Source organism: Pseudoalteromonas sp. RW-H-Ap-1 (assembly GCF_048318575.1).
In the GTDB taxonomy this organism is placed as follows: Bacteria; Pseudomonadota; Gammaproteobacteria; order Enterobacterales; family Alteromonadaceae; genus Pseudoalteromonas.
This window is the reverse complement of record NZ_CP166996.1, coordinates 2,208,546-2,225,328: the sequence shown is the minus strand read 5'-3', so window position 1 is coordinate 2,225,328 and position 16,783 is coordinate 2,208,546. Positions and strand designations below refer to the sequence as shown.

Here is a 16,783-nt window from a genome sequence, read left to right as displayed (position 1 = left end):
TTAGTCTCCTTAATAACTGCCGTGAGGGTTATTTTCAATTTCATCAACGGTCACTCTGCGCCACATTTTCACATAACACCAAGTGGTGTAGGCTAGAATGAGTGGCACAAATATAACCACAGCAATAAACATAACATTGAGTGTTCTGTGGCTCGATACCGCATCCCAAATTGTTAAGCTAATATCAGGGTTATTGCTTGAAGGCATAATAAACGGAAATAACGAAACGCCCGCAGTCATAATCACCCCAATTAACATCACACTGGTTGCTAATAATCCCAAAGCGGGCTTATTCAATTTAGAAAACAGCAGTGCACACAGTGCCATCGCAAATGCCAAAATAGGGAAGGTCATTGTCCATGGGCGTTCACTGTAGTTATTAAGCCATGCGCCTTGAGCAGTGGTAACTACTTTAGCCAGTGGATCTGCATGACCTTGGGTGTCACCCATAGAGGCAATTTGATAACCCGTTAGATTGGCAACCCACACACCAGCTGCCGCAAATAAAACTATAAAGGCAAGTAATGAGTAGCGACCGTATTGTCCTGAGCGCTCAGCAACTTGATCAGCTGTGCGCAGTTGTAACCACATGCCCGCATGTGCCACTAACATGGTAATACTAACCAAGCCGGCAATAAGCGCAAACGGATTAAGTAAGGCAAAAAACGATCCTTGGTAACTGACTCTTAATAAATTATCGATATGAAACGGCACGCCTAAAAACAAGTTACCAAACGCTACACCAAATACCAGCGCAGGTATGGCACTGCCGGCAAATAAGCCCCAATCCCAGTTATTACGCCAGCGTTTAGAGTCAACTTTAGAGCGATAATCAAAGCCTAGCGGTCTAAAGAATAATGCAAATAACACCAGCATCATGGCAAAGTAAAAACCAGAAAACGCTGCCGCATACACCATAGGCCATGCTGCAAATAAAGCGCCACCTGCGGTTATAAACCATACTTGGTTACCATCCCAATGGGCGCCAATAGTGTTAATAACGGTACGGCGTTCAGAATCTGTTTTGCCGACTAAGCGTAGCAACATAGCAACGCCCATATCCATACCATCGGTAATGGCAAAACCAATTAACAGCACACCAATAATTAACCACCAGAGCATTTTTAATGTTTCATAATCAAAAATCATGATAGTTCTCCTTTAGCAGCCGTGCTGTGATCAGGTAATTCAAAATGGTACTTACCGGTATGAAGGGAGCTTGGTCCTTGCTTAATAAATTTAATCATTAACCATGCTTCAACAATCGCCAGTCCAGTATAGAAAATAATAAAACCAGTTAAGCTAATTAAAATATCATTAACCGTCAGCGATGACGTTGCTAAAAAGGTCGGTAATACTTCAGAAATAGCCCATGGTTGACGGCCATATTCAGCCACAATCCAACCAAATTCAATAGCAATCCAAGGCAGAGGAATGCTCAATACCGCCGCCCATAACAACCAACGTTTTTGTTCAATAATACGATGGGCGTTGTAATAAAAAGAGAGAATAAACACGCCAAGCATAATTACACCACAGCCAACCATAATCCTGAATGACCAAAACATAGGGCCCACTTTAGGGAAGGAGTCTTTAACGGCTTGTTGTATTTGTGCCTCGCTGGCATCTACTACATTAGGGGTATAACGTTTAAGTAATAAGCCATAGCCTAAATCATCTTTCACGTTATCAAACTTTTCGATATTTGCAGGGGTATCGTCACCTGCGCGAAGTTTTTCTAGGTATTCATAAGCAATCATGCCATTTCGAATACGCTTTTCGTGTTTTTTCTCAAGATCTGAAATACCAATTACTTGCTCATCGAGTGAGCGCGTTGCAATAATACCTAATGCGTAAGGAATTTTTACCGCAGCATGAGTTACTTGCTCTTCAGAGTCAGGAATACCTAGCATGGTAAAAGCTGCGGGAGCTTCTTCGGTATGCCATTCAGCTTCAATGGTCGCGAGTTTTACTTTTTGTACTTCACCGACTTCGTAGCCAGATTCATCACCGAGTAAAATAACACATAAAATAGAGGCTAAACCAAAGCCTGATGCCACCGAGAACGAACGTTTAGCAAATGCCAAATCACGTCCTTTTAATATGTACCAGCTACTAATCCCAAGCACAAACATAGACGCCGCAACATAACCTGCAGACACTGTATGAATAAACTTAACTTGCGCTACAGGGTTAAATACCAACTCTGCAAAACTAGTCATTTCCATACGCATGGTTTGATAGTTAAACTCTGCCCCGACTGGGTTTTGCATCCACGCATTAGCAACTAAAATCCACAGCGCAGACATATTTGTACCCAGCGCCATTAAAAATGTTACCCCTAAATGCTGGCGTTTAGAGAGCCTGTCCCAACCTAAAAAGAACATCCCCACAAAGGTTGATTCTAAAAAGAAGGCCATTAAGCCTTCAATAGCTAGTGGTGCACCAAATACATCACCCACATAATGAGAGTAATACGACCAGTTAGTACCAAACTCAAATTCCATGGTGAGGCCGGTAGCCACACCAATAGCAAAGTTAATACCAAATAACTTGCCCCAAAACTTAGTCATATCACGATAAATCTCGCGACCGGTCATAACATAAACCGATTCCATAATAACTAAAATCCAGGTCATACCGATTGTTAACGGCACAAATAAAAAATGAAATAGAGCGGTGACAGCAAACTGTAATCGCGATAGATCCACAAAGGTTTCATCTATCATTTTTGGCTCCTTTGGTTGTGATGCAGTGACAGCACAAAGCAATTGTTAATGTTTTAATGAACTTTCAGTAATTTCTGAAAGTTTACGTCATTATTAGTGTTTGTACAATTTTTGTCAATATGTATATTAGAAAACTTTAATATACTATGACATTACATCAGTCTATAAAATACGCAATCATCAATTAAGAGTAAGCTAGAAAAAAGTGGTGCGTTTTAAGCGTTTAACCTGGCCTTAAAACACGGTAAACTAATCGGTATGAACGCCGGGTTTACTTGTGAAAAAATAGCAAATGAAAAAAGATAAAAAACAACTACGAATTGGTATTGTGGCAGGTGAACTGTCGGGCGATATTTTAGGTGAAGGGCTCATAAAAGCGCTTAAAGCGCATTTTCCTGATGCAATCATTGAAGGTATTGCAGGTCCTAAAATGCAAGCACAAGGCTGTAAAACGCTGTTTGATATGGATGAACTGTCGGTTATGGGGTTGGTTGAAGTCCTAGGGCGATTACCGCGTTTACTAAAAATCCGCAAGCAGTTAGTACAGCACTTTATTGATAATCCTCCTGATGTTTTTATAGGCATTGACGCGCCCGATTTTAATTTACGTGTAGAAAAACCGTTAAAAGATGCGGGTATTAAAACTGTGCAATACGTTAGCCCTTCGGTATGGGCGTGGCGTGAAAAACGCATTCACACTATAAGTGCAGCCACTAACTTAGTATTGGCTTTATTGCCTTTTGAAAAAGAATTTTACGACAAGCACCAAGTACCGTGTACTTTTGTAGGCCATACGTTAGCCGACGACATTGCACTTGAGCACGACGATAGCCAAGCCCGCAGCCAATTAGGCTTAAGTGCTAATGATAAGGTGTTAGCGTTATTACCCGGGAGCCGGGGCTCAGAAGTGGGCTTATTAAGTGAAACTTACATAAAAACAGCGGCGCAGTTACAAACGCAGAACCCAGCGCTTAAAGTCGTTGTGCCACTGGTGAATGAAAAGCGTAAAGCGCAGTTTATTGCTATTTTAAATGCCACAGCGCCCTCACTTAATGTTAACTTACTAGACGGCCAATCAAATTTAGCCATGCAAGCCGCTGATGCCATATTACTGGCATCAGGTACGGCAACGCTTGAGGGCATGTTATATAAAAAACCAATGGTGGTTGGTTATAAAATTAAACCCATGAGTTATTGGATTTTTAAAACCTTATTTACCTTTAATATTAAATATTTTTCGTTACCTAATTTATTAGCAGACGAAGAATTAGTGCCAGAGTTTTTGCAAAGCGAGTGTAATGTCGCTAATTTAACCGCAGCACTTACCCCTATGCTAAATAGTGACAATAAAGAATTAAAAGCCCGCTTTTTAGCCATACATGAAAAAATTAGATTAGATGCAAGTAAACAAGCTGCAAACGCAGTGGCGGAGTTAATAAATGCAAATTGAACGACCTAATGTAACCCTAATTGCCGGTGTAGATGAAGTGGGTCGTGGACCGCTGGTGGGCGACGTGGTTACTGCCGCTGTTATTTTAAATCCCGCTAAGCCAATCGCAGGCCTTGCCGATTCTAAAAAATTAACGGATAAAAAACGCCAGTTATTAGCCACTGAAATAAAAGAAAAAGCACTGTGTTACGCCATTGGTCGTTGTAGCCCAAGCGAAATAGATGAGCTAAATATATTACAAGCCACTATGCTTGCCATGAGCCGCGCGGTGGAAGCACTTAGCACAGTGCCTGAATTTGTGTTTGTAGATGGAAACCGCCTGCCTAAATTAGCTATGCCCGCCCAAGCGGTGGTGAAAGGCGATAGCTTGGTAGCTGAAATATCAGCCGCGTCTATTTTAGCAAAAGTGGCCCGTGATGATGAAATGATTGAACTTGATGCGCGCTATCCACAGTATGGGTTTGCAGGGCATAAAGGGTATCCGACTAAAGCACACTTTGCAGCGCTTGAGCAATACGGCGCTATAGATGAGCATCGTAAGAGCTTTAAACCGGTGCAGCGTGTGCTTTCGGGTAAGGAGTAATTATGTCAGCTCCTGATTTTGTTCACTTACGAGTGCACTCAGACTTTTCGATGGTTGATGGTTTGGCAAAAACCAAACCAATTGTTGCTAAAGCACAAGAGCTTGAAATGCCAGCGCTGGCAATTACCGATCAAATGAACTTTTGTGGTTTAGTGCGTTTTTATGGCGCAGCGCATAACGCAGGTATCAAGCCACTTGTTGGCGCTGACTTTTGGGTACGTAGTCCTGAGTTTCCTGATGAGCCAAGCCGGATAACGTTATTAGCTAAAGATAACACTGGCTATAAAAATATTACTTTATTGATTTCTAAAGCTTACCAACGTGGTCATGTGTTTCATCGCCCAGTAATTGACCGTGAATGGTTAGTTGATTTAAAAGAGGGGCTGATCATACTCTCGGGTGCTAAGGATGGCGATTTAGGAAAAGCATTAATAAAAGGCAACCCCGCTATTGTTGAGTCGGTGGTAAGCTTTTATAAGCAGCACTTTAGCGATCATTATTATATTGAGCTTATTCGCACCAACCGTGCTCAAGAAGAAAATTATTTGCACATGGCAGTGGAGCTTGCAGCCACAGAGCAACTGCCTGTAGTGGCTACCAATGAAGTGGTTTTTTTAAAGCCAGAAAATTTTGAAGCCCATGAAATTCGGGTGGCTATTTTTGATGGTTATACCCTAGATGATAAACGCCGACCTAAGCGTTTTTCACAAGAGCAATACCTGAAAACGCCAGAACAAATGGCAGAGCTATTTAGTGATATTCCAGAGGCGTTACAAAACACCGTAGAAATCGCAAAACGCTGTAATGTAACCGTTCAACTAGGTGAGTATTTCCTACCAGATTACCCCACAGGCTCACTAAAAATTGATGAGTTTTTGGTTAAAGTCTCACAAGATGGCCTTGAAGAACGACTGCAGTTTTTATTCCCTGATGAACAAGAACGCCAAGAAAAACGCGGCGAATACGATGAGCGTTTAAAAATTGAGCTCGATGTAATTAACCAAATGGGATTCCCAGGCTACTTCTTGATCGTAATGGAATTTATTCAATGGAGTAAAGATAATAATATTCCTGTAGGTCCTGGGCGTGGTTCAGGTGCGGGCTCTTTAGTAGCTTATGCGCTTAAGATTACCGACCTTGATCCACTAGAGTTCGATTTACTATTCGAGCGCTTCTTGAATCCAGAACGTGTTTCTATGCCCGACTTTGACGTCGATTTTTGTATGGATAGACGTGATGAAGTAATTGATCATGTATCGGCTTTATATGGCCGTGATGCGGTATCGCAAATTATTACCTTTGGTACTATGGCGGCTAAAGCGGTTATACGCGATGTAGGCCGTGTACTTGGTCATCCGTATGGATTTGTTGATCGTATTTCTAAGCTTATTCCGGGCGATCCGGGAATGACCTTGGCTAAAGCGTTTGAAGTTGAACCCCGTTTGCAAGAAGCCTACGACGGCGATGAAGAAGTTAAAGACTTAATCGACATGTGTCGTATTCTTGAGGGTTGTACCCGTAATGCCGGTAAACACGCCGGGGGCGTTGTAATATCGCCGACCACGATTACCGACTTTGCTGCGCTTTATTGTGATGATGAAGGCAAGTTTCCGGTTACTCAGTTTGATAAAAACGATGTAGAAACCGCCGGTTTGGTTAAGTTTGACTTTTTAGGCTTACGTACGCTGACCATCTTGCAGTGGGCAGTGGATATGACCAATGAACGCTTAAAGCGTGAAGGCAAACAGCCGGTTGATATCAACACCATTCCACTGGATGATAAAAAAAGTATAGAACTACTGCTGCGCGCTGAAACCACCGCCGTATTCCAGCTAGAATCACGCGGCATGAAAGACCTAGTTCGCCGATTAAAGCCCGATTGCTTCGAAGATATGATAGCCCTTGTTGCTTTGTTCCGTCCAGGTCCACTGCAATCAGGCATGGTAGATAACTTCATCGACCGAAAGCTCGGCAGAGAAGAAATCTCATATCCCGATGCGCAGTATCAACACGAAAGTTTAAAGCCTATTCTTGAGCCGACTTACGGCATTATTTTGTATCAAGAACAAGTTATGCAAATAGCGCAGGTGCTGGCCGGTTATACACTGGGCGGCGCCGATATGTTACGTCGTGCCATGGGTAAGAAAAAGCCCGAAGAAATGGCAAAACAGCGCTCAACCTTTGAAGAGGGTGCGCGTAATAATGGCATTGATGGCGAGCTTGCGATAAAGATATTCGACTTGGTTGAAAAGTTCGCGGGTTATGGTTTTAACAAATCTCACTCAGCAGCTTATGCATTGGTATCGTATCAAACGCTGTGGATGAAAACCCATTATCCGGCCGAGTTTATGGCTGCGGTAATGTCGGCCGATATGGATAACACCGACAAAATAGTAACGCTGGTGGATGAATGTGAAAACATGAAACTCACTTTGTTACCGCCCGATGTAAACGCTGGTGAATACAAGTTTACTGTTAATCTTCAAGGTGAAGTTGTTTACGGTATAGGAGCAATTAAAGGCGTGGGTGAAGCCCCCGTTGATGCCATTTTAGAAGCGCGGGCGAAAGGCGGCCCATTTAAAGACCTATTTGATTTTTGTGCGCGTGTTGATTTAAAGCGCTTGAATAAACGTGTCACCGAAAAATTAATTTATGCAGGTGCATTAGATCAGCTAGGACCAGAAAAAAACCAACCAGGGCGAGCAACGCTGCTGGCAAGTTTAAAAGATGCAATGCGCGCAGCCGATCAGCACAACAAAGCTGAGCTATTAGGGCAAAGTGATTTGTTTGGGTTGCTGGCCACAGAGCCTGACGAAGTAGAACAAGCATTTATTAAAGCCACACCGCTTACAGATAATCAGTGGCTTGATGGTGAAAAAGATACCTTAGGCCTTTATTTAACCGGTCACCCTATAAATCAGTATCGACGGGAGCTTGGGCATTACACCTCAGGTCGACTCATTGATTTGCAACCTACTAACCGTGATGTAGTCTCAACTGGGGCAGGTTTGGTGATTGCCGCGAGAACCTTAATTAATAAAAAAGGAAATCGTTGGGGCTTAATAACTTTAGATGACAAAAGCGCCCGAATTGATGTACGCTTGTTTCCAGAACAGTTTGAAATGTACCAAGATATGTTGCAAATCAATAATATTTTGGTGATATCCGGACAGGTCAGCTTTGATAACTTCTCTGGTGGTATTACAATGACCGCCAGAGAAATAAACACCATTGCTCAGGCGCGTGAAAAGCGTATAAAAGCGATTAAGATGACGCTGAATATGGTGCAGATCGAGGCTGGTTTCTTCGATAAATTACAAAAAGTACTCGAACCATACAAAATGGGAACGTGTCCGATCAAGGTATATTATCAACGCCCCGATGCGTTGGTGCAATTAACCCTAGGGATCGAATGGTGTGTTACGCCAAGTGACGACTTAATTCATAAGTTATCGCTGATGGCAGCGCAAAATGTAGAACTAGAATTTAACTAATTAGGTAGTTTAGAGCATGAGCCTCAATTATCTTGATTTTGAGCTTCCAATCGCAGAATTAGAAGCAAAAATTGAAGAATTACAAAATGTAAGCCGCGCTGGCGAATTAGACCTTGGATTAGAAGAGGAAGTCAGCAAACTTAAAGAAAAGAGCGCACAAATGAAGGAGAAAATTTTCTCTGAACTTGGCGCTTGGCAAGTATCACAGCTAGCACGTCATCCGCTGCGTCCTTATACTCGAGATTACATCGAGCGTATTTTTACAGAATTTGACGAGTTCGCGGGTGATCGTACGTTTGCTAACGACCCTGCAATTTTAGGCGGCGTTGCCCGTTTAGATGGTGAACCTGTTATGGTGATCGGTCAGCAAAAAGGCCGTGGTACTGCTGAAAAAATTAAACGTAATTTTGGCATGCCAAAACCAGAGGGTTACCGTAAAGCATTGCGCCTAATGGAAATGGCTGAGCGTTTTAAAATGCCAATTATGACCTTTATCGACACCCCAGGTGCATATCCAGGTGTTGGCGCAGAAGAACGTGGTCAGTCTGAAGCAATTGCACGTAACCTAAAAGTAATGGCCGCACTTAAAGTACCAACAATTTGTACTGTTATTGGTGAAGGTGGTTCAGGTGGTGCGTTAGCGATAGGTGTAGGCGACAGGGTAAACATGCTGCAATACAGCACTTACTCAGTTATTTCACCAGAAGGCTGTGCCTCTATTTTATGGAAAAGTGCTGATAAAGCACCACTTGCAGCAGAAGCAATGGGTGTAACAGCTGAGCGCGTTAAAGAGCTAGATTTAATTAATAATCTAGTTGATGAGCCGTTGGGCGGTGCACACCGTAACTATGATGCCATGGCACGTAACTTAAAAGTTCGCCTTAAACGCGATTTAGCAGACTTACAAGCGTTATCGCTTGAAGAGATGCTGGATCAACGTTACAAGCGTTTAATGTCGTTTGGTTATTGCTAAACATAGCTAAACATAGCTAAATAGAGAAAAAAGCCGCCTATGCGGCTTTTTTTGTTTTAAAATGCCTTAACGTAGAGCCTTTATTATCAGGGCTATTAGTAATTTACTCATTGGGTATATTAATGCACACATCACAAATTTATTTGCAGGTACAACAAGCCCTTAATCAGTATATAGAAAACGGGCAATTCACATTTACTGTGGCCTTATCTGGTGGCGTAGATTCGGTGGTGTTATTACACATAATGCATGGGTTAAAACAGCAGTACCCGCAATTAAATTTAAGCGCAATTTATGTAAATCATGGTTTAAGTGAAAACGCATTTCATTGGCAGCAATTTTGTCATGCACGTTGTCAGCAGCTAGCAATTAACTTTAAAGCGGCGCAAGTCACGGTAAAGCAACAGTCGCGAACCAGTATTGAAGCACAAGCCCGCAAAGTGCGTTATCAAGCACTTGATGAGTTAAGCCCCAGTGGTAGTGTCGTTTTGCTAGGCCAGCATTTAAACGACCAAATAGAGACATTTTTACTTCGTTTAAAGCGCGGCTCAGGCTTAAAAGGTCTTGGCGCTATGCAGCAAACTCGCGTGCTTGAAAGTGGCCGTGAGTGCTATAGGCCATTATTGGCGGTAAAACGCAGCGAGATAGAAGCGTTTGCCCAGCAATTTAATATTAGCCATATTACCGATGAATCCAACGCCAATGAGCACTTTGATCGTAACTTTTTGCGCCAACAAATAGTGCCTAAGTTGGCAGAGCGTTTTACTGGATTTGAGCAGTGTACAGCACGAAGTATTGAATTATTACAGCAGCAGCAAGCACTACTGGATGAGTATACCCAGCAAGATCTCGCTCAGTGCATTAATCAACATCAAGCGCTTGAATTACATAAGCTGTCTGGTTACAGCGCTGGCCGCATTGCTAATGTATTACGCGTGTGGCTGGCATTATTTAGCCACTCTATGCCCTCACAAAAGCAATTAACACAAATAATGAGCCAAACCATTCATGCACAAGCTGATGCACAAATAAAAATTGAGCTAAGCGATGGGCAAATACGTCGCCATCAAGGTTTACTTTATTTTGTGCAACCAAAGCCATTAGCCGTTAATATTGAGCAGGTAATAAGTAATGAGCTGGTTTTGAGTGACGGAAAAATATTATCATGTCAGCAAGGAGTGGGTATACGAGCCCCTAAAACTGATGAACAAGTTAGTGTGCGCTTTAACTGCAATAGTGCGCGTATTAAACCACTCAAAAAACCAGGTAGTAATACACTTAAACATTGGTTTAAAGATGCAAAAGTAGCGCCTTGGCTCCGTGCTGATATTCCATTAATTTTTTACAACGATGAGCTAGTGCAAGTGGTTGGTTATTTTGTTAGTGATAACCATAAAGATGAACATGGTGTAATTTGGGAGTATAAATTATGAGTCAACAACCTCATGTTGGACTGTCGCTTATTAATAAGGCGCCCACTGGAATATTAATTACGCTATTGATCGCGGTTTTAGCGAATGTATTTTTAACCCTAAATATAATTACCCTCGGCTACGCTGTGTTGGGCGGGATGGTATGTGCCGCCATTTTACTTGCCTATTGGTTAGGTAAAGGGGGGATATTTTTCATTCTAGGGGTGAGTATGCCTTTACTGTTAGTGCTTTTTACACCTCTTGCGACAATTGCCGCACTACTTAATTTACTCAGTGGCTTCTTTTTTGGCTTTTGCGTCATGTTGCTAATTTACAAATACTTTATACTAAAAAAGTAGCGTAAAAAAGCCCAGCGGGGGAGGCTGGGCTTTTCTAATATTTTGCTCTTTTATTGCTTAGTAAGCTTTTGCGCAGTTTCGCCCAGATGCCTTTGCTTTATATAAGCCCTTATCCGCACGAGAAAATATCTCGTTTTGGCAATCATCGCTGTTAGTTAGGGTAAAACCAATACTGGTTGTTACATTGTACTTAGACATAATCGGTGAGTTTCTTACTAAACGCATAATACGTTCAGCGATCACTTTATTAGTGGTAAAAGCGGGGTCTTCAATTAGTATTGAAAACTCATCGCCACCAAAACGAAATACCGAATCTGTGCCTCTAATACTACTAGATAAAACCGAAGCAAATTCTATTAAAACGTCATCGCCAATTTTATGACCATAGTTATCATTCACTTGTTTAAAGTTATCTAAATCAAGCAGCATCAAACTAAATGGATGGCCGTTACGTCTATGATTTTCAAGCTTTTGTTGTAACATGTCATTAAATTGACTTCGGTTGTTTAACCCCGTTAAAGAGTCTTTAGTTGCTAGCTTTAATACACGGCTGTACATTATGGCATTTCGCAGTGGGTATATTAATACGCTGTGAAAGTGCTGCAACTTTTTCAATAGCCGCACTAAGCGGATATTTGGTGTAATAAGTGAGTGTGCCTAAATGCTCATTTTCCACTTTTAGATCAAATGAGTAGGCTGGGTTTTCAACATCACTATTAGGTGTTTTCACATCAATATGAGCTGATTGGAAGTGCACCCCAGAAAAATTAAGCAGTTGTTTTGCAAAGCTTGCAAATGTACCTAAAATATCTTCCAGCACTAGGCTGGTTTGTAGTTTGGCCGCCAGCTCATGCAGTGCTGTTGGTGTATTGCTATTGTATTGCTCCGCTGAGAACGGCAAAAATTCACCGCGTCCAGAGATACGTTGTGTCAAAATATGAACGTTTTCCACTATTTATTCCCCCTATAGTATTACTTTTAATAAATAAGCAGATTGCGTGCCATATTTTTATTCTGGCTGAAAGTTATGCGGTTGCTATAGTTAAGTCACACTCCATAGATTGTTTTAAGGTTTGCGTTGCAAAGTATTAATGCTCAGATTTTTGGACTTTTAGTCGCTGCGGTTTTATTTGTATGGCTATTTAAGCGCATAGGGCTTCCCCCTGTGTTGGCATACTTGGCTGTGGGTTTATTCGCGGGTGGTCATGGTGTCGGCTGGATGACACAAAGCCATGAAATAGACTTTATTGCAGAGCTAGGTATTGTATTTTTGCTATTTAGCTTAGGTTTGGAGTTTTCAGTATCGCGCCTAATGGCAATGCGTAACATTGTATTTGGTTTAGGGTCGTTGCAAGTATTTGTTAGTAGTATTCTGCTGATTGTGATTCTGTACTTATTAAATTTTAATTTATTAACCAGTTTTACAATGGGCATTATTATTATGCTTTCCTCTACTGCGGTAGTTGCTAAATTATTAAAAGAGAGCGGCGATTTAAATAAACGCCGAGGGCAATTGGCAATTGGGGTTTTATTATTTCAAGATATTGCCGTTGTGCCATTACTGATTATTTTGCCTTTGCTTGCCAGCAATGACTCAAATGGTATTGGTTGGGCTTTGTTATTCGCACTTTCTAAAGGGGCGTTTGTATGCCTTTTGTTATGGGCTATTGGAAAATGGGTTTTACCTAAAGTTTTTAATGAGGTGGCATTAGCAAAAAGTGATGAACTATTTGTGTTAACGACTCTATTAGTTGCTTTGTTTGCGGGTTTACTTACTTATTCATTTGGCTTATCAATGGCATTAGGGGCATTTTTAGCGGGTATGATGCTTGGTGAAAGCCATTATCGCCATCAGCTAGAAGCGGATATTCGCCCGTTTCGTGATATTTTAATGGGGCTATTTTTTGTCACTGTAGGTATGCAATTAGACATAAGTTTTGTTGTTAATCATGCAGGTATTATTGTTGTTGCCTTACTAGGAATTCTAATATTAAAAATCGCCGTAGTGACCGTATCATCTTTATTTATGGGGGAGAGAAAACAGGACGCATTAGCCTGCGCTATTATGTTGTGGCAAATGGGGGAGTTTGGTTTTGTGTTAATAGCACTCGCAGCACAGCATGACTTACTGAGTGTGGAGCAAGTATCATTTTTAATTGCCATGGGCGTCATTTCTATGGCACTTACCCCGTATTTAATCGATAGAACTCCCTTTATTTTAAAGCGACTAGGTATGTTAGAGCGCGCTAAGTTTGCCTATGAAGACGAGCCACAAAGCAGTACGCTTTATAATAATCATGTCGTTATATGTGGATTTTCTCGGGTAGGGCAAACTATTGCCCGCTTTTTATCGCCAGAGGCTATTGATTATGTGGCCATTGAAAGCGATCCCATACTAGTGCAAGAAGGAAAAGCGGCGGGTGAACCGTTATTGTTTGGCCACGTTGAGCAAAAAGATATTTTAAAGTGCGCAGGGGTAGAGCGAGCACGCTTAGTGATTATTACCTTTACGGAATTTCAGCAAACTCAAATAGTGATTGATGCCATAAAGCAGGTTGCTCCTGGGGTAAAAATACTCATAAGAACCCGTGATGACAGTCAACTAGAGCGTTTAAAAGATTTAGGCGTCACTGAGGTTGTTCCTGAGGCATTAGAGGCAAGCTTAATGCTGGTCTCACATGTGTTGTCTATGTCGGGTGTACCAATGAGCCGAATAATTCGCCGCGTCAGTAGTGAGAGGCGTAACCGCTATAAGCTATTGCAAAGCTTTTTTGCAGGCGAAAACATCGAAAGCGATACCAATTTGCCCGAACGCTTAGAGTACTTACATGTCATTGCCTTGCCGGATAAAGCATTTGCGGTAAACAAGGCTATTAGTGAGCTTAATTTAGCTAAAAGAAAGGTGCTAATTAAGGCGCTTCGACGTGAAGGCGAGGAGATAGAGATGCCACAAGAGCATACCATATTATACGCAAATGATATTCTAGTGTTGCAAGGTAAACCTAGGCGAGTAGAGCATGTTGAACATTACTTACTCGATGGCATTGAGTAGGAGTGGCTTCTTAGTCTAGCTCTAAAAACTTTCTCATCTCGGGTAGTTGCTTCATGCCATCTTCGTATCCGATTTGAATTAAGTGCTGGGTGTAGCGTTTTTCAAATAATAAGTAACTGGTTAAACTCGACTGAGAACGTTTTTTTACCCCGATCATACGCAGTAACACTTTAATTGCCCAAGGCATATCATCATAGTATTGCGCTGCAATTGCATTAAAGTTTTGCGAAGGGTTAATGATAAAGCTGTCTATTTGTTTTAACTCTTGATGCTTTTGCCTATCGGGTAATAACCCCAATGTACGGTTTACTCTATCTAAGCGCTCTAAATCAGACTGCATGGTGTCGGTAAATACACTGTCGAGTAAGTGACCTGCTACCGCAGAAAGCCCCGGAAAATGCGCAGAGTAACCTGGAGGATGAGGTTCTTTGGGTTGCTCAACACCAATAATAAATATTTTGTTTGCGCCTAAGTGAATAGACGGGCTTAAAGGTGAAAGTTGATGTATTGAACCATCACCAAAATAGTGGTTATAAATATTTACACTCGGAAACACCATAGGAATAGCACTTGAGGCCATTAAATGCTCAACATTGATACGCGTAGCGCGACCTTCGCGCTTTGCTCGTTGCCAAGAATGCTGCGTATTTGACTGAAAAAAAGCAACTGAATCACCAGTAGTATAACTAGATGCTGTAATTGACAGCGCCTCTAAATAGTCACGATGTAAGTTACGTTCAATTCGATGTAAATCAAGAATATCGTTTAATAGCTTTCGAAGTGGCCGATTATTTAACAAACTCGCTGGTGGATGGTTTATATGCTCAGACTGAAAACTAGTTAAAATATTACGAGTAATATGGCCAAACACACTCAGAAAGTCACTTTTGTATACCATAGAGGTGGAAAAGTTTTTCCATACTGTTTCTAGCTTTCTAACGGCTAAATGCATACATGAAGCGTAACACGCTAACGCCGCAGAATTAATTGCGCCAGCAGAGGTTCCATTTATCACTCTAAAGGGCAGTGGGGCAGTTCTGGGCATACTTTGCGCTAATGCTTTTAACACGCCCACTTGGTAAGCCGCTCGGGCACCACCACCGGTAAGTAATAAAGCCACTTTTGGTTTACTAGGATCGACTTGCTTAATTTTCATATTACGTATTTAAACTGTTCACTGTCTTTACTTTATTTATTCACTGTAAGTCTTTAAGCTAGAAGAATCAAAGGATACATTAGCTACATTAATAAATATTAGTGTAAGTTATGAATTAAATCTGTTTAGAGTACTCTAAACAGTATCGCATTTTTATATTTATGGAGTTCGTATGTCAGATAAACCATCAGGATCAGACGTTCAAAAACGTCCGCCGAATAACAACCTTATCTTTGCAGGGGTTATTTTATTAATCATCATTATTGCCGCTGCGTTTGTTTTATTAAAGCCAACTGAAGCTCCAAAAACAGTTATGCAGGTTGAAGAACCAGTAAAAGAGCAACCTATTATGGAGCTAAAACCTGAAAACGACCCTGTGGTAGGTGCGCCCACTGTTAAGCCAGAAAAACCTGCGGAATTAGATGTTCCAACTCAGCGCCCAGAAGTTGAGCCTGAAGCTGAAGTTGTGCCTTTACCTACGCTAAACGATAGCGACCCAGTGGTCATCGCAAAATTAGATGAATATTTGGGTGATGTTGCTATGAGCTTAATATTAAATGATGATGTTATTCGTCGTGGCGTAGTGTTTGTCGATAATTTAGCAAAAGGTAAAGTGGCTACCAAGCATACCCCAGTTGCAAAATTAGAAGAGGGTTTTAGTGTAAACGAAGGGGATATTTTAACAATTGATCCTAATAGTTATGAACGCTATACCCCGTATGTAAAAGTACTCACAAGTATGAGTGCAGCTCAAGCTGTGCGTTTATATGATGAGTATAAACCGTTGATCAACAGCGCGTACACTGAAATTGGGTATGGTGATGATGAGTTTACTCAAACACTTGAAGATGCCATTGACCTGTTACTTGATACTCCTGAGCCAAAAGGTAGCTTACCATTATTGCGTGATTCAGTGACCTATCAGTATGCGTTTTCTGAATGGGAGCAATTACCCGCTGCGCAAAAGCAACTTTTACGCATGGGCCCAGAGAACATGAAAAAAGTAAAAGCGGCACTACGTAACATAAAAGCTGAGTTAGAGAGCAATTAATAATCGCTTTCACACTTAAATAGACCGCGATTGTATATGAAGTATGCAATCGCACTTTCTTTTTTGATTACCCCTTGAATAACAGAGCAAAAGTAGAGATAATCTCAATCGCGCCAACCAAGGCCCTCAATGGTAGTCTTATTGGTCCTCTCGCAACACTAGCAGGCGAACCTGGTCAGGCCCGGAAGGGAGCAGCCACAGTTTGTGACGTGTGTGCCGAGATGTGGCTGGTAAGACTGCCACCCAAATTCCTCATTTGGGTGCTCACAATCCTTCAAATAATAATTCATGTAATTTAAGCGATTTTACTTAAAATCTTATATCAGAATAACTCTTTTCAATTAATGTTTTTACAAAGCAAATCCAACCGACAGCGTTTTATTTCTTATACAAATACTGAAAGTATAAATTTCATAGAAATTAATGTTAATAATTATGTTTTTTGCTACAAATCAAACATTTGAAGGCACGGTTTCTTCATTAAAGACCTTTCAAAAATTGCATAACAGAATGGCACTTACTAA

Annotated in this window: 11 protein-coding genes, 1 other RNA gene and 1 pseudogene; 9 read left to right on the top strand and 4 right to left on the bottom strand. The window is 41.4% G+C overall.

What is annotated here, in order from left to right:
* Positions 1-9 precede the first annotated feature (9 nt).
* Positions 10-1,149 (bottom strand): cytochrome d ubiquinol oxidase subunit II, encoded by a 1,140-nt coding sequence (gene cydB / locus AB8618_RS10620; RefSeq protein ID WP_131691336.1) that lies wholly within the window; start codon positions 1,147-1,149, stop codon positions 10-12.
* Complete coding sequence (locus tag AB8618_RS10615) at positions 1,146-2,729, bottom strand: cytochrome ubiquinol oxidase subunit I (protein ID WP_131691335.1); 1,584 nt, start codon at positions 2,727-2,729, stop codon at positions 1,146-1,148. The genes cydB and AB8618_RS10615 overlap by 4 nt, the downstream gene beginning before the upstream one ends.
* 292 nt (positions 2,730-3,021) lie before the next feature.
* Between AB8618_RS10615 and lpxB the strand changes: the two genes are divergently transcribed.
* From lpxB to AB8618_RS10585, 6 genes are all read left to right on the top strand, one after another.
* The gene (lpxB, locus tag AB8618_RS10610; RefSeq protein WP_413402640.1) at positions 3,022-4,179 is read left to right on the top strand and encodes a lipid-A-disaccharide synthase; all 1,158 of its coding nucleotides are present in this window, start codon (positions 3,022-3,024) and stop codon (positions 4,177-4,179) included.
* Positions 4,169-4,762 carry a ribonuclease HII gene (gene rnhB, locus AB8618_RS10605; RefSeq protein WP_413402638.1) on the top strand — a complete coding sequence of 198 codons (594 nt, stop codon included), beginning with the start codon at positions 4,169-4,171 and terminating at the stop codon, positions 4,760-4,762. The genes lpxB and rnhB overlap by 11 nt, the downstream gene beginning before the upstream one ends.
* A 2-nt stretch (positions 4,763-4,764) precedes the next feature.
* A complete protein-coding gene (gene dnaE, locus AB8618_RS10600) occupies positions 4,765-8,256 on the top strand; it encodes a DNA polymerase III subunit alpha (RefSeq protein ID WP_413402636.1) in 3,492 nt (1,163 codons plus the stop codon).
* Between the two features lie 16 nt (positions 8,257-8,272).
* Positions 8,273-9,229 (top strand): acetyl-CoA carboxylase carboxyl transferase subunit alpha, encoded by a 957-nt coding sequence (gene accA / locus AB8618_RS10595; RefSeq protein ID WP_008110950.1) that lies wholly within the window; start codon positions 8,273-8,275, stop codon positions 9,227-9,229.
* Between the two features lie 122 nt (positions 9,230-9,351).
* Complete coding sequence (tilS, locus tag AB8618_RS10590) at positions 9,352-10,662, top strand: tRNA lysidine(34) synthetase TilS (RefSeq protein ID WP_413402634.1); 1,311 nt, start codon at positions 9,352-9,354, stop codon at positions 10,660-10,662.
* Positions 10,659-11,000 (top strand): hypothetical protein, encoded by a 342-nt coding sequence (locus AB8618_RS10585; RefSeq protein WP_413402632.1) that lies wholly within the window; start codon positions 10,659-10,661, stop codon positions 10,998-11,000. The genes tilS and AB8618_RS10585 overlap by 4 nt, the downstream gene beginning before the upstream one ends.
* 57 nt (positions 11,001-11,057) lie before the next feature.
* Here the strand turns inward: AB8618_RS10585 and AB8618_RS10580 are convergent.
* A pseudogene (locus AB8618_RS10580) lies at positions 11,058-11,952 on the bottom strand (GGDEF domain-containing protein).
* A gap of 126 nt (positions 11,953-12,078) precedes the next feature.
* On the opposite strand from AB8618_RS10580, the gene AB8618_RS10575 reads away from it, so the two are divergent.
* On the top strand, positions 12,079-14,052 hold the full coding sequence (locus AB8618_RS10575) for a monovalent cation:proton antiporter-2 (CPA2) family protein (protein ID WP_413402628.1): 1,974 nt from the start codon (positions 12,079-12,081) through the stop codon (positions 14,050-14,052).
* A 10-nt stretch (positions 14,053-14,062) separates the two neighbouring features.
* Here AB8618_RS10575 and AB8618_RS10570 read toward each other — a convergent pair whose 3' ends face one another.
* Positions 14,063-15,208, bottom strand: a complete 1,146-nt coding sequence (locus AB8618_RS10570) for a patatin-like phospholipase family protein (RefSeq protein ID WP_010388160.1) — start codon at positions 15,206-15,208, stop codon at positions 14,063-14,065.
* A 172-nt stretch (positions 15,209-15,380) separates the two neighbouring features.
* Between AB8618_RS10570 and AB8618_RS10565 the strand changes: the two genes are divergently transcribed.
* Together AB8618_RS10565 and ffs are read left to right on the top strand one after the other, a co-directional pair.
* Entirely contained in the window at positions 15,381-16,259 is an 879-nt protein-coding gene (locus AB8618_RS10565; RefSeq protein ID WP_413402626.1) for a DUF3014 domain-containing protein, read from the top strand.
* Between the two features lie 139 nt (positions 16,260-16,398).
* Positions 16,399-16,495, top strand: an RNA gene (ffs, locus tag AB8618_RS10560) — signal recognition particle sRNA small type.
* The last annotated feature ends 288 nt before the right edge of the window (positions 16,496-16,783 follow it).

What these genes read in the sequence shown, in the direction of transcription:
- cydB (WP_131691336.1), bottom strand. Translation starts at nt 1,149, where the DNA reads ATGATTTTTGATTATGAAACATTAAAAATGCTCTGGTGGTTAATTATT.
- AB8618_RS10615 (WP_131691335.1), bottom strand. Translation starts at nt 2,729, where the DNA reads ATGATAGATGAAACCTTTGTGGATCTATCGCGATTACAGTTTGCTGTC.
- lpxB (WP_413402640.1), top strand. Translation starts at nt 3,022, where the DNA reads ATGAAAAAAGATAAAAAACAACTACGAATTGGTATTGTGGCAGGTGAA.
- rnhB (WP_413402638.1), top strand. Translation starts at nt 4,169, where the DNA reads ATGCAAATTGAACGACCTAATGTAACCCTAATTGCCGGTGTAGATGAA.
- dnaE (WP_413402636.1), top strand. Translation starts at nt 4,765, where the DNA reads ATGTCAGCTCCTGATTTTGTTCACTTACGAGTGCACTCAGACTTTTCG.
- accA (WP_008110950.1), top strand. Translation starts at nt 8,273, where the DNA reads ATGAGCCTCAATTATCTTGATTTTGAGCTTCCAATCGCAGAATTAGAA.
- tilS (WP_413402634.1), top strand. Translation starts at nt 9,352, where the DNA reads ATGCACACATCACAAATTTATTTGCAGGTACAACAAGCCCTTAATCAG.
- AB8618_RS10585 (WP_413402632.1), top strand. Translation starts at nt 10,659, where the DNA reads ATGAGTCAACAACCTCATGTTGGACTGTCGCTTATTAATAAGGCGCCC.
- AB8618_RS10570 (WP_010388160.1), bottom strand. Translation starts at nt 15,208, where the DNA reads ATGAAAATTAAGCAAGTCGATCCTAGTAAACCAAAAGTGGCTTTATTA.
- AB8618_RS10565 (WP_413402626.1), top strand. Translation starts at nt 15,381, where the DNA reads ATGTCAGATAAACCATCAGGATCAGACGTTCAAAAACGTCCGCCGAAT.